Here is a 16828-nt window from a genome sequence, read left to right as displayed (position 1 = left end):
GGGCCCCACAAGTCACAGCCCTAGTTGGGTTGGGTGAGCGAGAGGTCCGGTTCTGCGTCCCGGGCATCGGAACCCCGGGGGCCGCGCGGCGACCCGCGGCGCCACGACAACCCCGACGACGGCGATCACCGCAGTCAGCGCGAAGACCGCAGCGAAGGGGCTGGCAGTGAATGCTGCGAAGACCAAGCCCGTGGCCGCGAGGGACAACGCTCCACCGAGGGAGTCGGAGATCGACATGGCCGCACTGTTGAAGCCCTGGTTTTCCTCCGTGGACAGCGCCAACGTCATCACCGAAAGCCGCGGATACATGAGCCCCATGCCGCCGCCGGCCAGGATCCAGCCACCGATGGCCACAGCCGCGGGAAGGGCCAACGCGGCAGTCGCGAGTGTCAGGACAATGGCCACCAGCACCAGGACACCGCCGATCCTGATGGCCAGATCGTCCGCCAATCGGGTCCCCAGGCGTCCCTGGACAGCGGACGCGCCCGCCCATGCAAGTGCTGCGCCTGTGAGGGTCAGCCCGGCGAACGTCGGAGTGAAGGCGTACCGTTCGGTCAGCAGGTACGGCAGGTAGACCTCGGCTCCGAAGAACGCGGCCGAGGCCAGGCCACGGACCAGGATCACGCTTGGCAGCCCCCGATGGGCCGTGAGTGTCCCCCGGGGGACCAGCGGCCGGACGGCCACCAGGGCTAGGACAAGCGCGACGGCGGCAATCGCCCCGCCAACGCCTGGAACCTCCGCGGAAAGGTTGAGTCCGAGGACCGCAATGGCTGCGAGCGCAGCCCACCCCATCCGGCCGAACGCCCACGGCACTGGCTCTGCCACGGGCTCGGACCCCATGCCCCGGACTGCCGGAACCACCATCAGCAACGCGGGCACGACCAAGCCGACGACGCCCAGGAACACCCAGTGCCAGCTGCTCAACTGGGCCACGACACCTGCTGCAAAGGGCCCAACCAGGGAAGGAACCACCCAGGATGCGGCGAAAGCGGCGAAGATTTTGGGGTGCAGCTCCGGTGGGTATACCCGGGCTACCAGAACGTACAAAGCAACGGTCATGGCGCCGCCGCCCAGACCCTGCACCAGCCGGCCCAGCACCAGGATCTCCATGCTTCCGGCCATACCGGCGATCAACAAGCCAATGACGAACAATGCCACCGAAGAGTACAGCGGCGCCGCTGGACCCCGACGGTCGGACCAGTTGCCGGCCCCCACCATGCCCACCACGCCGGTGGCCAGCGGCCCTGCGAAGGCCAGGGCGTAGAGGCTGGCTCCGTCCAGGTCCCTGCTCACGATGGGCATGATGGTGGTCACCGCGAGCGACTCGAACGCGCTGAGGAATACCAGCGCGCAGGCCCCCACCGTGGCAAGGAGGTACGGGCGGCTCAGAATCCCGGCCGTAGAGGTGTCAGAGGTCATGGACGCCAGCCTAGAACCTCAACTAATGTTGAGGTCAAACCGCCCCGCCCCCACTGGAAGCAGCCTCAATGCCCACTGCCCCCGCCCACCGGCCGCTGACCATTGGTGAGCTCTCCGAGCGCAGTGGAGTCTCGCCGTCGGCCCTTCACTTCTACGAACGCAACGGCCTCATCGAGGCTGAGCGGACGGCAGGCAACCAACGGCGGTATCGTCGGGACACCCTGAGGCGCGTGGCATTCATCAAGACCTCGCAGCGGGTGGGCCTGCCCCTCAGGGACATCCGGGAGGCATTGGATTCGCTGCCGGAAGGCCGCACGCCCACCAAGCAGGATTGGGGCAGGCTGTCCCTGCGTTGGCGGGCGGAGCTCGACGAACGGATCGCGGCCCTGCAGCACCTGCGCAATGACCTGGACGGGTGCATCGGATGCGGCTGCTTGAGCCTGAAATCGTGCACCCTGCAGAACCCTTCGGACGAACTCGGTGCCTCGGGAGCGGGGGCCCAGCGCTGGACACTGCCCAGGTAGGCACCTGCCGGGGTAGGCACCTGCTGAAGCGGACGCCTTGCCGAAACAGCAAAAGGCATTGCCTTGCGCTGGAGATTCTTGGCACGCTTGGGTCATGACTGAACAAGCGCACGACGCCGGAACCCACCAGCACGAAAACGCCCAGCAGCGCGGACTGAACCTTGACAAGGACGCAGAGAACGCAGTGGATATGTGGGACGGGATGTACCGGGAACGGGCAAAGATCTGGAGCGGAAATCCGAACCCGCAACTGGTGGCCGAAGCCAAGGACCTGAAGCCCGGCAAAGCCCTCGATTTGGGCTGCGGGGAAGGCGGCGACGCCATCTGGCTCGCAAAGCAAGGATGGACCGTAACCGCCCTGGACGTGTCCGCCGTCGCGCTTGAACGCGCAGCCGCGCACGCAGAGGAGGCGGGCGTCGCTGACCGGATCACATGGCAGCAGCAGGACCTTACGCAATGGGAACCCCAACCCGACTTCGATCTGGTGTCTGCCCAGTTCCTGCACTCACCCCTCCTGCCTTGGCGTGATTCCGTCACGTCAGCTGCCGCTGCCGTAGCACCCGGCGGAACATTGTTGGTGGTGGGGCACCACCCCCACGGGCTGCCCTCCTGGAGCCGGCACCATCACGAGACGGACCTCTTCTTCAGCCCTGAACAGCTGGCGGGGGCCCTGCGACTGGATCGCGAGCCGTGGTTCGTCAACGTCCTGACGGACAGGGAACGAACCGTTTCCGGTCCCGACGGCGAAACCGGGACCACCCTGGACACGGTCCTGCGGGCAACCAAGCACGCCTAGATTCCGGCAGGCAGCAGCTCTCCGTAGGGCGGCACAACTGTGCCGGTGGCCGTCGAGTCCGGATTCAGCATCCACCCCACGCGCTTTGCGGTGTTCAACATGACCACGCTTTCCACCAGCTCGATTCCCGGGATCCGCTGCTGGATAGTGAGCTCCATTTCCATGACCTCCGCCAGTGAACGCAGCCACATGATCATGGTGAAGTTGGTGCGGCCGGTGGTGGACGCCGAGAAACGGACGTTGCGGATGGCCCGCAGTTCGGTGGCGGCGGCCTCGTGGTGGCCTGCCGGGACATTGGCGAACCATTGGACAGTGATGGGAAATCCTGAATACTGCTGGGCTATCTCGCAACGGAAGGACAGCATGCGGCTGGCCAGCACCCGGCCAAGCTGGCGCTGGACAGTAGCCGGGTTCCGGCCAAGGGCCCGGGCCATTTCCGCTGCGGTGGCGCGGCCATCCCGGGCGAGGAATGGGATCAAGGCGAGGTGGGTTTCCGGCAGCGGTGCCACCACGGTGTCAGGAGCTGAAGGATTGGCCGATTCAGGACCTGCAAGTGCCCGCAAAGCCTGTTGCTCGGCTTTGCTGAGCACGTTCAGCCGCCACGCGTAGCCGCTGGTGTGGATACGGGTGCAGAGTGCCGTGTGGTACTTGGTGAGCCCGCGCACTTCCTTGAGCCGGGGCAGGACGTGGGTGCTGAACTGCTCCAGGTCCTGGGTAATGACTGTCAATGTCAGGTCCCGGTTGCTGGCAGCTTCTTCCACGGTGATGACTTCGGGGAGTTGCGCTACTGCGGCTGTGACATCGGGCCGCAGGTGCATTTCACAGTCGATGTCCACCATGGCCAGGCACATGTCCTTGGGGTCGCCCATGAGGTGCGCCGTTGTCCAGGCGGCGCCTGCCGCCCTGAGCCGATCCCAGCGGGACGCCAGCGTGGTGGCGTGCACGCCCAGGACGCTGCCGGCGTCGGACCAGCTGATGCGGGGAGATATCTGCAATGCGTTGACCAAGCGCAAATCTTCTTCGCTGAGCTCCATGAGTCAATTCTCCCTGTTGCGCACATGATTTCTGCGTTTTCCAGCGTATGAGTGCATATTTACAGTTGTTTCGGAGTATGTGAAGCAGGTCACCCCACAATGGCATGAGGAACACAGCACCGGATAGATCCAGGAGAATTCATGACCATCGCCGCCGACGCCAAGGAACTGCAGGAGGACATTGTCCGCCTCCGCCACGACCTCCACCGCGAACCGGAGATCGGCTTGCAACTTCCCCGCACCCAGGAGAAGGTCCTCAAAGCGCTGGACGGACTCCCCTACGAAATCACTTTGGGGAAGGAAACGACGTCGGTCACTGCGGTTCTGCGCGGCGGTGCGGCCCACGCGTCGGCTGAGAAGCCCGTGGTGTTGCTGCGTGCAGACATGGACGGGTTGCCCGTACAGGAGACCACTGGCGTGGACTACACCTCCCGTGTGGACGGTGCGATGCACGCCTGCGGCCACGACCTCCACACCTCCATGCTCGCCGGCGCTGCCACACTGCTGGCAGAGCGCAGGGATCAACTGGCCGGCGATGTCATCCTCATGTTCCAGCCTGGCGAAGAAGGCTTCGACGGCGCCAGCTACATGATCAAGGAAGGCGTCTTGGACGCCGCCGGCCGCCGCGCGGACACGGCCTACGGAATGCACGTCTTCTCCGCGCTGGAGCCCCACGGCCAGTTCGTCACCAAGCCCGGAGTCATGCTCAGTTCCTCGGACGGGCTTGTAGTGACCGTCCTGGGCGCGGGCGGCCATGGTTCAGCTCCCCACTCCGCGAAAGACCCCGTCACCGCCGCCGCGGAAATGGTCACGGCCCTCCAGGTGATGGTCACGCGCCAGTTCAACATGTTCGATCCCGTAGTCCTGACCGTCGGCGTCCTCCACGCCGGAACCAAACGCAACGTGATCCCCGAGACCGCCCGGATCGAAGCCACCATCAGGACCTTCTCCGAAGAGTCCCGCCGGAAGATGATGGAAACAGTACCCAGGCTGCTGCACGGTATCGCCGCAGCCCACGGTCTGGAGGCTGATGTGCATTACCAGGAGGAATACCCCCTCACCATCAACAACGACGACGAGACAACCACGGCGGAGAAAGTCATCGCCGGAATGTTCGGCGAATCCCGGCATACACGGATGGCCACTCCCCTGAGCGGATCGGAGGACTTCTCCCGGGTCCTCGCCGAGGTCCCGGGAACCTTCGTGGGGCTCAGTGCCGTCGCTCCCGGAGCCGACCACGCGACGTCGCCGTTCAACCACTCGCCGTACGCCACGTTCGACGACGGCGTCCTCACCGACGGCGCTGCGCTCTATGCAGAACTCGCCGTATCCCGCATCGCAACCCTCTCCGGCAACTAGCCTCCCCACACCTTGGAGAACCACATGACCACCACCGTAGGAACGTCCACGGACGTCAAGGTCCACAAGTCGCACGTGCGAACTTTGGTCGGCACAGGAATCGGAAACGCAGTTGAATGGTACGACTGGGCGATTTATGCAACGTTTGCGCCATTCATTGCGAGTGCCTTGTTCAGCCAGGCGGATCCCACCTCGGCGATGTTGTCCACGTTGGCGATCTTCGCCGTCGGATTCGTTGCCCGCCCGTTCGGCGGGTTCGTGTTCGGTTGGATCGGCGACAGGATCGGCCGCAAAACGTCCATGACCGTGGCCGTCGCCCTGGGCGCTGTGGGCAGCTTGCTCATCGGCATCGCCCCGACGTTTGAGTCCGTGGGAGTCTTCGCCTCGGTGATGCTGCTGGTGGCCCGACTCATCCAGGGCCTTGCCCACGGTGGTGAGTTGCCGTCGTCGCAAACGTACTTGTCCGAGATGGCACCCAAGGAACACCGCGGCTTCTGGGCCACCCTCATCTACACCTCCGGCACCGCCGGAATCCTTGCCGGCACGCTGCTGGGCGCCATCCTCACGGCAGTCCTGAGCAAGGCCGAGATGAGCGCCTGGGGTTGGCGCATCCCGTTCCTGATCGGCGGCGCCCTGGGCATCTACGCCCTGTTCATGCGCGCCAAGATGAAGGAAACGGAGGCGTTTGAGGCGGAGGCTCCCAAGGAGAAGCGCCAGCCGATCTGGCCCCAGATCGTGAAGTACCGGAAGCAGGCGCTCCAGGTCATCGGCCTGACCGTAGGCCTCACGGTGGTCTACTACATCTGGGGCGTCGTGGCTCCCAGCTACGCATCCACTGCGCTGAAGATGGACCGTGGAGCAGCATTGTGGGCTGGTGTGATCGCCAACGTTGTGTTCATCGCAGCCCTGCCGTTCTGGGGAAAGTTGTCGGACCGGATCGGCCGCAAGCCCGTCATCATTGCCTCTTCCCTGGGCGCGGCACTGTTGCACTTCCCTATGACGTGGCTGCTGAAGGACTCCCCCTGGCAGCTGGCGGTATCCATGTCCGTGATGCTGTTCTTCATCGCCGGAAGCGCCGCGATCGTTCCTGCCGTGTACGCGGAGCTCTTCCCCACCCACATCCGGACCATCGGCGTCGGCGTTCCGTACTCCATCTGCGTCGCGGTCTTCGGCGGTACGGCCCCGTACCTGCAGACCTGGCTGGGCACCATGGGACAGGGCTACCTCTTCAACGTGTACGCAGTGATCCTGCTGCTGGTGGGCATCGCGTTCGCGTTCTCCATCCCTGAGACGAAGGGCAAGGATCTGACCGTCTGAGTTCCTCCCAACTGGGTCGCAGTTCAGGTCGTTGTCAGCGCTGGGAACGACTGAACTGCGACCCAGTTGGGTTAAACGAAGCGGTCGCGGCCGGCCCGGTACCCGAAGAACGCCGCCAGCGACCCCACCACGAGGAACAGGATGCCGGCAGCCCCGAACCCGCCCGTGGCCTGGTGGAGCTGGCCCACCATCAACGTTCCCACGGAACCCACTCCATAGCCAACGCCCTGCATCATCCCGGAAAGGTGCGCGGCAGTGTGGGCATCGCGCGTACGGACCATGATCATGGTCAGCGCCACGGCGGTCAGCGATCCCTGTCCCAAGCCGTTGAGCCCGGTCCACACCCATATGAGCTCAGTCGGACCGAAAATCGTCAGTGCGAAGCCGCCACCGGTCATCAGCGCCACCACCATGTTGATGATCCGCTGGTCTTTGAAGCGCGTCGCCAGCGCAGGGGCGAACAGCGAGCCAAGCATCTGCAGCACGATCGACACCGACACAATGAGCCCGGCCGTTGCCCCGTCGATTCCCCGATCACGCAGGATGGGGGCCATCCACGCGAACACGCTGAACGACATCATGGCCTGCAGCACCATGAACATCGTCACCTGCCACGCCACCGCGGAGCGCCACACATTTACGCCGCCGTGGATGGCTTGGTGCCTTACCGACGGTTGTCTGACGGCCAGCGGCAGGAACAGCAAAACCACGACGGCGGCAGGCACCACCCAGAACCACAGCGCCGAAGTCCAGTGGCCGGTTGCCGTAAACACCGGATACGTAAACCCTGCACCCAAGGCCGCTGACGCACAGATCGCTGTGGTGTAAAGGCCGCCCATGAGCCCGAGCCGATGCGGGAAGTCCCTCTTCACTACTCCGGGAAGCAGCACGTTGCAGAGTGCGATGGCGGCGCCACACGCTGCTGTTCCGGCCAGAAGCGCCGGAAGGTGACCCGCCCCTCCGACTTCCAGCGGCCTGAGCAGCAGACCGGCCGTGAGGACCACCATGGCTCCGAGCAACACCCGCTCGGCACCGAACCTGCGGGCCAGGATCGGGGCAAGGGGTGCGAAGACGCCCAGCAACGTAACCGGCACGGTGGTGAGGACAACCAGCGACCAGCCCGGCAGGCCGGCGTCGGACGTTATTTCCGGGAGGACTGCGGAGAAGCTGGAGAAAACGGTCCGCAGGTTCAGGCCAATGAGTATCAGGCAAATACCCAGGAAGACCAGGCCCCTCTTGCCCCTGAGCTGCGTGGGGGCGGCGGCGGGTTCCTCGTCGATCTCGGCGTCGACTGTGAGGTCGGGGAAGGCAGGCTTCTCTGTATTACCGGGCATCTTGGAGGAGGTCACACGTCCTATTCTGTCAGCCGGTGGTCACAGGGACTTGGTTATCCGCCGCAGCGGGAGCCACGCCCACCGCCGTCGAACCCAACAGCAGGGCGCCCAGTGCCGCTGACTTGAAGGCAAATGACCGAAAGCTTCCCATGTTTCCCCCAGACCACAGACGAACAACGCTGTTGCAGCCGAGCCTAACATCCTCCAAATTTCAGCCCTGTTCAGGCGCCGGATCCCTTTTTCCACATACGACGATTGCCCACTGCCACGCCTACGCGCGGATCCCTAGCGTTGAACCATGGATCAAACGCATGCACCGTCAGCCGAGTCATCGGAAAAGCCCGGCCCTCCACCCGGTAGCCTCTATCTCCCTCCGCAGCAACCGCCCGGCTTGAGTCAAGCCATTGCAAGCGTAGTGCTCGCTCTGGCAACCCCGTTTTCGCTATTCGTCAGTTTGCGGGTAGCGCTCTTTGCAGCCCTGATGACAAGGTCGGAGTCTTCGAACGGTCCCCTGGGCTGGGTTGCTCCCGCTACCCTTTGGAGCTTTCCGTCTTTATTGGCAGCAATGTCCATTGTGTTGGGCGTCCGGTCGCTGCGGCTGGCCCCTCACGGTCGCCAGGATGGTCGAAGAACCAGGACGTGGAAGACGGCATTCGTAGGTTTAGGCGTCATCGGCTTGCAAACCGTACTGGTTGTGGCGTGGCTCCTCACCACTCGGCGCTACATGATCCTCTTTTGAGGCGTTCCGGTTCCCTCTGCCGCTGGGAGCCCCTTGAACCCAAGTATTCTGGAAAGGATGAGTGAAACCCCAGATTCCCCGCGCCCCATGACGCCCGGCAGCCAGGCCTCCTTCGGTACCTACGGTGGCCGGCCGGTGAGCTTCGTGCGCCGCGGTACACGCTTGCAGGGCCGGAGGCAGGCCGCTTGGGAAGAGCACGCAGAACGTTGGGCCATCCAGGTCCCCCGCCATGTCGCCAATACTTCCGTACACCCCGACTACACGTTCGACGCCGAGGCGGTCTTTGGCCGCAAAGCTCCCCTGATCGTGGAGATCGGCTCGGGTTTGGGTGATGCCGTGGTTCACGCCGCTGAGCAGAACCCGGACAAGGACTTCCTTGCCGTGGAGGTCTACACACCGGGTCTGGCGAACACCATCATCAAGATCAACAGCCGCGGCCTGACCAACGTGCGGGTGGTGGAAGCCAACGCCCCCGAGGTCCTCGAGTCCATGCTCCCGGCAGGATCCGTCAGCGAGCTCTGGGTATTCTTCCCCGACCCCTGGCACAAAGCACGCCACCACAAGCGCAGGCTCATTCAGCCCGCGTTTGCCTCTGTTGCTGCCAAGGCCTTGAAAAAGGGCGGGTATTGGCGCATCGCCACCGACTGGTCCAACTACGCCGTCCACGTCCGCGAAGTCCTCGCGGGATCTACGGAGTTCGAGAACATGCACGAAGGCGAGCGCAGCGGCGAGGAAAGCCCGCTGACGCAAGTGTGGCAATCCGGCGTCGAATCCGTTGTGGGCGGCGCTCCCGTCAGGGAAGGCCGGGCCCCGGTCAGCACAGAGCACACGGGCCCCAACGAAGGCGTGGATGAAGAGGGTGGCTGGGCTCCCCGGTTTGAGGGCCGGATCCGGACAAGCTTTGAGAACAAAGCCCACGAGGCCGGGCGTATGATCTTCGACCTCACGTACCGCAAGATCTAGCCGACGGACTTTGGGGGAATCATGAGCTATCAGCCACCGCTCGATTACTACCAGCAGCCGCAGAGGCGAGGTACCCGTGGATTGGGTGCCGGCATCACCAGCATTGTCTCCGCAGTCCTGTCGCCCATTGCCGCGGTGGTCAGTATTCCGCTTGGCCTTGCCGCCATCGCCTCGTCGATAAGCCGTTACAACCCGAACAACGATGCTTGGTGGATCGGCGCCCTGGTTCTGGCCGGGGTGGCTGTCCTGCTGTCAATTGTGGCCGTGGTCAGTGGACTGGTAGCCGTATTCCGCGCCGGAGGCATGAACGCCGGACGCATCACGGGGATCATCGGGCTGGCCATTATGGCGGTCAACGTCTTCGGTATTGCTTTCATAGTGTTCCTGGTACTCGGTTCGGGGCAGGGCTTCTGATGCCGCAGGTACGTGCGGAACGCTTCATCCGGCTGGATCCTGAAACCGCGTTTGCCCTCTCCCAGACAACGGGCGCATTCCGGCTCAAGTGGGACCCTTTCATCTCCGCCCAGGCCTTCATGGATGGAGCCCAATCCGCTGGAAAGGGCGTGCGGACGCGGACTGTCTCACGCATGGGCCTGAAGATGGTCAGCGAGTACGTTTCCTACACTCCCCCACGCAACGTCGGCATGACCATGGTGTCGGGCCCCTGGTTCTTTGAGAACTTCGGCGGTGGCTGGCGCTTCACCCCCGACGACGGCGGCACCCGGGCAGTCTGGAAGTACACCTTTTCCTGCCGCCCGGCTTTCCTCAAACCGGTGGCGGAGAGGATAGGCAGTTGGCTGCTTGGACGCGAGATTGAACGCCGGATCGAAGCTTTCGCAAGGGCGTGCGAAGATCCTGCGCTGGTGGCTGAGCTGAAAGCCCAGGCTGCGGGCGCCTAAAGCAGGGTCAGGGCACCGAGATGGACGCCACTGTCTTCTGGGCTTCGTCGCGGAGCTCCACCCCGGCGATGCCGGCAAGTTGCACGGGCGTGGCACCGGTGATTTTGATCCGGCCACTAGGTGTTGCCGTCCAGCCGCAGGTGCGTTCTTCGGCGCCGTCGCGGCCTTTGACCCAAAGGTACAGAGTGCCTTCGAGCGGCATGCTCCGGCCTTCAACGTCCAGCTCCGTGCCCCAGGTCTTCTTCACCATTCCCACCGTGAGTTGCAGACCACCGTCCGATTGGACGGAGTAGCTCGCATCCGGCTTAGGCGCTTGGTTAAACAATGGCCCGGCCAGGAAACCGACAGCAAGGCAGGCAGCGGCAACGGCGCCCACAAAGGCTGCCCACCGGCGTCGTGATTTCCGCCTGCGGGCCGCCAAATCAACCAGGACCTTTTCCGCAAGCGGTTCGGGTTCCGTTGCCAACGGCGGGAGGGAGCTGGCTCCTGTGGTGGTGAGCGCCACGGCGTCCGCAGCGGGCACGGCGTCCAAAAGCGCAGGGAGGCTTGCGAGTTCCTCTACTTCACGCCGGCATTCCGCGCAGGATTCGAGGTGGTCCTCAAAGGCACGGGCTTCGCCAGGTTCCAGGCCGCCCAGGAGGTAGGCGCCCAGCAATTGGTGGACGGAGTTGCCGTTCATCGTTCCACCCCCATTTCATCAAGGATTGTTCGGAGGGCTTTCACGGCGTAGAAAGCCCGGGATTTCACCGTTCCGGCCGGAATGTTCAACTGGAGCGCCGCTTCCACCACCGTGAAACGCTGGTAATGCAGGGCCACCAGGACTTCGCGGTGTTCGTGGCTGAGCCGCAACAGGGCCTCCTCCATGAGTACCCGGTTCAGCAGTTCGTCAACGCGTTCGGTCGCTGCGTTGTCCGGGAGGTCGTACTCACCGGTCTCGTGCGGACGCCGCTGGGCCTTCCGGTAGTTGTCGATGATGACGTTCCGTGCTGTCCTGAAGAGGTAGCTGCGCAGGCTTCCCGTGATCTGTGGTGCGTGCTGCCAGACCCGGAGAATGGTTTCCTGCACAACGTCGTCTGCTTGGTGCGTGTCCGATGTGCAGCTGACCACAAACCGTTTCAGTGCCGTGCCATGGTCGCGATAGATCGCCGCCACGACGTCTTCATCCAACGGCATCGGCACCTCCCTTTCGCAGCTTCCCGCCTATACGACGCGCCAAGCCCCAAAAAGGTTCAGCACCCATGAACCATTCTGGCCCCGCCGGCGTCGTACGGGTTAGCGCCGGCCCACCCGACCGGCTCGTCTCAAGGAGCTGGACATGAAAAACCTGGACACGAAAACCCGCGTTGGCTTTGGACTGGGTGCATTGATCGTTGCGGCGGCACTGGCGGGCTGCGGCGGCAGCTCGGGAACAAGTACTTCCACTCCCCCGCCGGCAGCTGCCTCGTCGTCGGCATCTTCCAGCGCCCCAAGCGCGACCTCGACGACCAGTTCCGCCGCCGTCGAGATGAAAACAGCGTCATCCAGCGCAGGGCAGATCGTGGTGGACAGTAAAGGCATGAGCCTCTACTTCTTCACCAAAGACGTGAAGGACTCGGGAACCAGCGCATGCACCGGCGCCTGCCTGCAGGCCTGGCCCGTTTTCACGACGACGTCGGCCGCCCCCAGCGTTGACGGCGTCACCGGGAAAGTGGGAACCATCGCGACGCCTGACGGGAAGAAGCAAGTGACCCTGAACGGCATGCCCCTGTACTACTACGCCAAGGACAAGGCCGCCGGGGACGTCACCGGCCAAGGTGTCGGCGGTGTTTGGTACCTCGTCAGCCCAAGTGGGGAGATGATCAAGGGCGCGGCGGCATCCGGGTACTGAGGAGTAGCGCCGGTTCGTGGGAAGCCTGCGGATTCGCGGGAGCGCCGCGGCGAATCCGCAGCGTTCCCCCGATCCGGGCCAGATAAGGGAAAGACCTACGCGTCCGCGAATTCCCCGGACTCTTCGAACTCCACGGCAGCGATGATCTCCTTGGTCTCCGGGTGGATCATGAAGGCCTCGTCGTCGTCCTCGATCATGAGGTAGTCGCCGTGGTCGGTGGAGAAGTGCCAGGCGAGGGTCTTCACGCCGTCGTGCTCGTAGTTGGGGTCGCCCATGGTGATCTTCTCCAGGGCGTAGCCGGCCACGTCGCAGAGCTCACGGATGATGATCTCGAATTCGGGGGCGTTGGCCAGCGCTTCCTCATCAGCCTCGGCCTGGCGCTCGGCGAGGTCCGGGATCCGGGCCACGCGCTCGGCGATGTGCTCCTCGATCTCTTCGTCGGAGAGAACCAGGAGCCCGGACTGGTCGCGGAGGTACGCCGCGTTGAGGTCGATGATGTCTTCCTCCTCAAGCAAGGCTTCGAATTCGCCGTCGAGCTCGTCCAAGGCAACAACGGCGGCGACGGGAGTCTCGGACTCGTCCAGTTCACCGTCCAGGTATGCCTCGGCTTCCTCCTCCGTCAACGCATCAAATGCCGACGCCGTGCGGTTGAAGAGGTCCAGGTGCCGCTCCGCACCCATCGCTTCGAGTCCCGCGCGGACGTACGCATCAACTTCTTCACGCTCCGGAGCCGTGAACACGTACTGGGCGAAACCGCCGGACAGTGCCTGGGTGAGGTAGAAATCCACAAAGTAGCTGTTGAGTGCAGCGGGCGCGATTTCGTCGCTGTTCAGGAGCTCCTGGTACATCAGGTTCACCACCGTGACGTTGGAATCCACTACATCCGCGTTTCCGGCTTCGAAGCCGGCCTTGTTCAGGACGACGGGGTACTCGTTGGTAGTCATGGGAAATCCTCACTGCTGAAAGCTGTTGGTGCTCCGGACACATTCAACGTACGCGTGGGAGCGGCGCCGCAATCGAGGTTGAGGTTAACGGAGGGCGAAGTTTGGGAGCTGTTTTCTGCTGACTAAGATTGAGCAGATAACCTCCTTCCGAAAGTAGCCCGACGCATGCCGTCCCACACAGACGAATCCTGGGAACTGGCCATTCAGACTCCAGCCATCAACGACCGCTCCCTGGCGGCCGGACTGGCCTATGCCATGGGCAGCAGGGTCAGCGGCATCACCTTCGATTCGGCTACCGGGCTCCTCCTCGGCAAGGTCCGGGGCAGCGGCCCGCAACCGTATTCGACGTCGGCGAAACTCGTCCGCAAACCCGCAGGGTGGAGTTGCACAGTGGGTATCTGCAGCTGCCCTGTCCGCAAGGATTGCAAGCATGTGGCGGCGTTGCTCTTCACCGCCGAAGACCACCCAAGCATCCGTGCCCAGCTGCTGTCGCAAGCGCCGGGCATTCAGACCGCGAGGCCATCGACAAACGGCTCGGTGCGTCCTGCCTGGGAACAAGCCCTCAACAGGTTGATCACCAAGCCCGGCACCTCACCCAGCGCCGCCGGGATCCCGCTCGCCCTCCAGTTTGAGGTGGAAGAACCCGCCGCCCACTTCTCCTACACAGGCCGACGCGACCCCATGCGCAGCGTCAGGCAGCTCAAAGCACGCCCGGTCATGATGGGCGCCAAAGGCAAGTGGATCCGCGGCGACGTGTCTTGGAACAACCTCAGCTACGTGAGCTTCCGGCGCGAATTCAACGAAGTCCAGGTCGAATGGCTTCAGACTTTCCTGGCCGCCCACGGCTCCAGCAACGGCCGGCAACAGCCCTCCGGGGCCATGTGGTTGAGCCTGAACGACTTCGCAGCCAAGAACCTGTGGACCCTCCTGTCCGACGCTACCAAAGCCGGCATACCTCTCGTCCACTCCGCTGGGAGCGAGCCCGTCCGCGTCGAGACGCAACCCGCCGTCGTCGGACTGAGCCTGGCGCGCGTGGACACCAACGGAACCACAAGCGAAACGCCCGACGGCGGCCTGCAGCTCGCGCCGTCGGTCACCGTCGGCGGGGACGCCGTGGACCCCGGAACCGTTGGCTTTCTGGGCAAACCTGCCAACGGAATCTTCTTCACCCATGACGGCGAAACCTTGCCGGGCGTGCCGCAGCAAAAGAACTTGATCACCCTGGCGCCCCTTGAAGGCAGCATCAGCGATGAGCTGCTTGAATTCATCACCGAGGGCCAAACACTCCAGATCCCGGCTGAGGACGAGAGCCGCTTCCTCACCTCGTTCTACCCCAAGCTCCGGCAGTCCACGCCCGTGCAGGCCGCCGACAAGTCAGTGGAGCTGCCCACCCTGGCTGTGCCCACTTTGTCGCTGCTGGCCAATTACGGCAATGACCACAAAGTCCGGCTGCACTGGGAATGGCACTACAAAACAGGCACGCTCGTCACGGCCCAGCCACTGTGGCGGCATCCGGATGACCGAGGTTACCGGGACGACGCGGAGGAAGCCCGCATCCTGGAATCGCTCGGGCGGCCGTGGGACGTGGTGCCCGCGCTCGCGGAATCAGCTACGGGTGGTTGGGGTGCCCCACGCCTGACAGCCACCGCGGAATTGGGCGGCCTGGACACGCTCGCCTTCACCGAAGAGGTGCTCCCCGCGCTCAAGGAACTGCCCGACGTCGTGGTGGAAACCTCAGGCGACATCGCCGATTACCGCGAGGCCGCCGAGGCTCCTGTGGTGTCCATTTCCACCAAGGAAACGGCCAGCGGCGACTGGTTCGACCTCGGTATCGTGATCACGCTTGAGGGCGAACCAGTGTCGTTCGCTGCGGTTTTTTCCGCCCTCGCCGCCGGGATGAGCCGCATGTTGCTGCCCAGCGGCGCCTACTTCTCACTGGACCTGCCGGAGCTGCACCAACTGCGCGCGCTGATCGACGAAGCCCGTTCCCTGCAGGACAATCCGGACAACAAAGACGGCACCCTGCAGATCAGCCGCTTCCAGGCCGGCCTCTGGGACGAGCTTGCCCAGTTGGGAATCGTGGACGAACAGGCCGCCGCGTGGCGTGAAGCCGTAGGCGGACTGCTCGACGACGGCGTGACCGGGCTTCCGCTGCCGGCCGGCCTTAACGCTGAGCTGCGTCCGTATCAGCTGGAAGGTTTCAACTGGCTCAGCTTCCTGTACAAGCACAGCCTGGGCGGCGTGCTTGCTGACGACATGGGCCTCGGCAAAACCGTCCAGGCAATCGCGCTGATCTGCGCGGCGAAGGAGTCGGCCGCTGAGACAGCCGCCGCCGCACAGGGCGCCTCTGCTGACGTAGTCCCACGCGCGCCCTTCCTGGTGGTTGCGCCTACCAGCGTGGTCAGCAACTGGGCGCTCGAAGCGCAGCGGTTCGCCCCAGGGCTCGTGGTCCGCACGGTGGGTGAAACCTTCGCCAAAAGCGGGCTGTCAGCGTCCGAGGCGTTGGCGGGTGCCGACGTCGTCATTACCTCGTATGCGCTCTTCCGCATTGATTACGATGCCTACGCGTCATTCCAGTGGGCCGGCCTGATGCTGGATGAGGCGCAGTTCGTGAAGAACCACCAGTCGAAGGCGTACCAGTGTGCCAGGAAGCTGCCTGCCCGGTTCAAGCTGGCGATCACCGGCACGCCGTTGGAGAACAACCTCATGGAGTTCTGGGCACTGACCTCCATCGTGGCCCCCGGCCTGTTCCCGAGTCCTAAACGGTTCGCCGAGAACTACCAGAAGCCGGTCGAGAAGAACGGTGATTCGGCGCAGCTGGGTAAGCTCCGGCGTCGAGTCCGTCCGCTGATGATGCGCCGCACCAAAGAGCAGGTCATCAAGGACCTTCCGCCCAAGCAGGAGCAAGTGCTGGAAGTGGTGCTCAACCCGAGGCACCAGAAGGTTTACCAGACCCATCTGCAGCGCGAGCGGCAAAAGATCCTGGGCCTGATCGACGACGTCAACAAGAACCGTTTCACGATTTTCCAATCGTTGACGTTGCTGCGTCAGTTGAGCTTGGATGCTTCGCTGGTGGATTCTTCGCTGTCCGGTGTTCGCTCCTCCAAGCTTGATGTGTTGTTCGAGCAGCTTGAAGACATCATCTCGGAAGGGCACCGGACCCTGATCTTCAGCCAGTTCACCGGCTTCCTGGGCAAAGTGCGCGAGCGTTTGGATGCCGAAGGCGTGGAGTACTGCTACCTCGACGGCAGCACCCGAAACCGCGGCGATGTGGTGAGCGAGTTCAAGAACGGCACAGCTCCGGTGTTCCTGATTTCGCTGAAGGCCGGTGGATTCGGGCTCAACCTGACCGAGGCGGACTACGTGTTCCTGCTGGACCCGTGGTGGAATCCCGCTTCCGAAGCGCAGGCCGTGGACCGCACACACCGGATCGGGCAGGCGCGTAACGTCATGGTGTACCGGCTGGTTGCCAAGGACACCATTGAAGAAAAGGTCATGGCGTTGAAGGCCAAGAAGTCGCAATTGTTCGCTGATGTGATGGAAGGAGACGCCTTGGCTGGCGGCTCGTTGACGGCGGACGACTTGGCGGCGTTGTTCGCGGAGTAAGGGGCGGGTGCTGTCCGATTCCGGCCA

General features: G+C 63.8%; 16 protein-coding genes. 9 read left to right on the top strand and 7 right to left on the bottom strand.

The window, feature by feature from the left end; translation table 11 throughout:
- Nucleotides 1-12: 12 nt before the first annotated feature.
- The gene (locus tag AB0N72_RS17950; RefSeq protein ID WP_363933630.1) at nt 13-1419 is read right to left on the bottom strand and encodes an MFS transporter; all 1407 of its coding nucleotides are present in this window, start codon (nt 1417-1419) and stop codon (nt 13-15) included.
- A gap of 68 nt (nt 1420-1487) precedes the next feature.
- Between AB0N72_RS17950 and soxR the strand changes: the two genes are divergently transcribed.
- Entirely contained in the window at nt 1488-1943 is a 456-nt protein-coding gene (gene soxR, locus AB0N72_RS17945; RefSeq protein ID WP_363933628.1) for a redox-sensitive transcriptional activator SoxR, read from the top strand.
- A gap of 94 nt (nt 1944-2037) precedes the next feature.
- The gene (locus AB0N72_RS17940) at nt 2038-2739 is read left to right on the top strand and encodes a methyltransferase domain-containing protein (protein WP_363933626.1); all 702 of its coding nucleotides are present in this window, start codon (nt 2038-2040) and stop codon (nt 2737-2739) included.
- Here AB0N72_RS17940 and AB0N72_RS17935 read toward each other — a convergent pair.
- Nucleotides 2736-3773 carry an AsnC family transcriptional regulator gene (locus tag AB0N72_RS17935; RefSeq protein ID WP_363933624.1) on the bottom strand — a complete coding sequence of 346 codons (1038 nt, stop codon included), beginning with the start codon at nt 3771-3773 and terminating at the stop codon, nt 2736-2738. The genes AB0N72_RS17940 and AB0N72_RS17935 overlap by 4 nt on opposite strands.
- Nucleotides 3774-3914: 141 nt before the next feature.
- Between AB0N72_RS17935 and AB0N72_RS17930 the strand changes: the two genes are divergently transcribed.
- Complete coding sequence (locus AB0N72_RS17930) at nt 3915-5132, top strand: M20 family metallopeptidase (protein ID WP_363933622.1); 1218 nt, start codon at nt 3915-3917, stop codon at nt 5130-5132.
- Nucleotides 5133-5156: 24 nt separating this feature from the next.
- On the top strand, nt 5157-6449 hold the full coding sequence (locus AB0N72_RS17925; RefSeq protein WP_363933620.1) for an MFS transporter: 1293 nt from the start codon (nt 5157-5159) through the stop codon (nt 6447-6449).
- 71 nt (nt 6450-6520) lie between these two features.
- Here the strand turns inward: AB0N72_RS17925 and AB0N72_RS17920 are convergent, their stop codons facing one another.
- Nucleotides 6521-7783, bottom strand: a complete 1263-nt coding sequence (locus tag AB0N72_RS17920; RefSeq protein WP_363933849.1) for an MFS transporter — start codon at nt 7781-7783, stop codon at nt 6521-6523.
- 28 nt (nt 7784-7811) lie between these two features.
- Nucleotides 7812-7934, bottom strand: a complete 123-nt coding sequence (locus tag AB0N72_RS17915) for a hypothetical protein (RefSeq protein WP_364081364.1) — start codon at nt 7932-7934, stop codon at nt 7812-7814.
- 645 nt (nt 7935-8579) lie between these two features.
- On the opposite strand from AB0N72_RS17915, the gene trmB reads away from it, so the two are divergent.
- The 3 genes from trmB to AB0N72_RS17900 are packed head-to-tail and all read left to right on the top strand — an operon-like array spanning nt 8580 to nt 10384.
- The gene (trmB, locus tag AB0N72_RS17910; protein WP_363933618.1) at nt 8580-9485 is read left to right on the top strand and encodes a tRNA (guanosine(46)-N7)-methyltransferase TrmB; all 906 of its coding nucleotides are present in this window, start codon (nt 8580-8582) and stop codon (nt 9483-9485) included.
- A gap of 21 nt (nt 9486-9506) precedes the next feature.
- A complete protein-coding gene (locus AB0N72_RS17905) occupies nt 9507-9899 on the top strand; it encodes a hypothetical protein (protein ID WP_363933616.1) in 393 nt (130 codons plus the stop codon).
- Complete coding sequence (locus AB0N72_RS17900) at nt 9899-10384, top strand: SRPBCC family protein (RefSeq protein ID WP_363933614.1); 486 nt, start codon at nt 9899-9901, stop codon at nt 10382-10384. Before AB0N72_RS17905 ends, AB0N72_RS17900 begins: the two co-directional genes overlap by 1 nt.
- A gap of 7 nt (nt 10385-10391) precedes the next feature.
- Here the strand turns inward: AB0N72_RS17900 and AB0N72_RS17895 are convergent, their stop codons facing one another.
- Both AB0N72_RS17895 and AB0N72_RS17890 read right to left on the bottom strand, forming a co-directional pair.
- Nucleotides 10392-11063 (bottom strand): zf-HC2 domain-containing protein, encoded by a 672-nt coding sequence (locus tag AB0N72_RS17895; protein WP_363933612.1) that lies wholly within the window; start codon nt 11061-11063, stop codon nt 10392-10394.
- Nucleotides 11060-11557 carry a sigma-70 family RNA polymerase sigma factor gene (locus AB0N72_RS17890; protein WP_363933610.1) on the bottom strand — a complete coding sequence of 166 codons (498 nt, stop codon included), beginning with the start codon at nt 11555-11557 and terminating at the stop codon, nt 11060-11062. The genes AB0N72_RS17895 and AB0N72_RS17890 overlap by 4 nt, the downstream gene beginning before the upstream one ends.
- A 142-nt stretch (nt 11558-11699) precedes the next feature.
- Here AB0N72_RS17890 and AB0N72_RS17885 point away from each other — a divergent pair, with 142 nt between their 5' ends.
- Complete coding sequence (locus tag AB0N72_RS17885) at nt 11700-12251, top strand: hypothetical protein (RefSeq protein ID WP_363933608.1); 552 nt, start codon at nt 11700-11702, stop codon at nt 12249-12251.
- Between the two features lie 95 nt (nt 12252-12346).
- Here AB0N72_RS17885 and AB0N72_RS17880 read toward each other — a convergent pair whose 3' ends face one another.
- On the bottom strand, nt 12347-13195 hold the full coding sequence (locus AB0N72_RS17880) for a hypothetical protein (RefSeq protein WP_363933606.1): 849 nt from the start codon (nt 13193-13195) through the stop codon (nt 12347-12349).
- 165 nt (nt 13196-13360) lie between these two features.
- Here AB0N72_RS17880 and AB0N72_RS17875 point away from each other — a divergent pair, with 165 nt between their 5' ends.
- Nucleotides 13361-16801, top strand: coding sequence for a DEAD/DEAH box helicase (locus AB0N72_RS17875; RefSeq protein WP_363933604.1), 3441 nt, complete (start codon nt 13361-13363; stop codon nt 16799-16801).
- Nucleotides 16802-16828: the final 27 nt, after the last annotated feature.

Origin of the sequence: Paenarthrobacter sp. NPDC089307, from assembly GCF_040685055.1 — a bacterium.
In the GTDB taxonomy this organism is placed as follows: domain Bacteria; phylum Actinomycetota; class Actinomycetes; order Actinomycetales; family Micrococcaceae; genus Arthrobacter.
The sequence above is the reverse complement of the archived record's forward strand: the minus strand, read 5'-3'. Positions and strand labels throughout refer to the sequence as shown.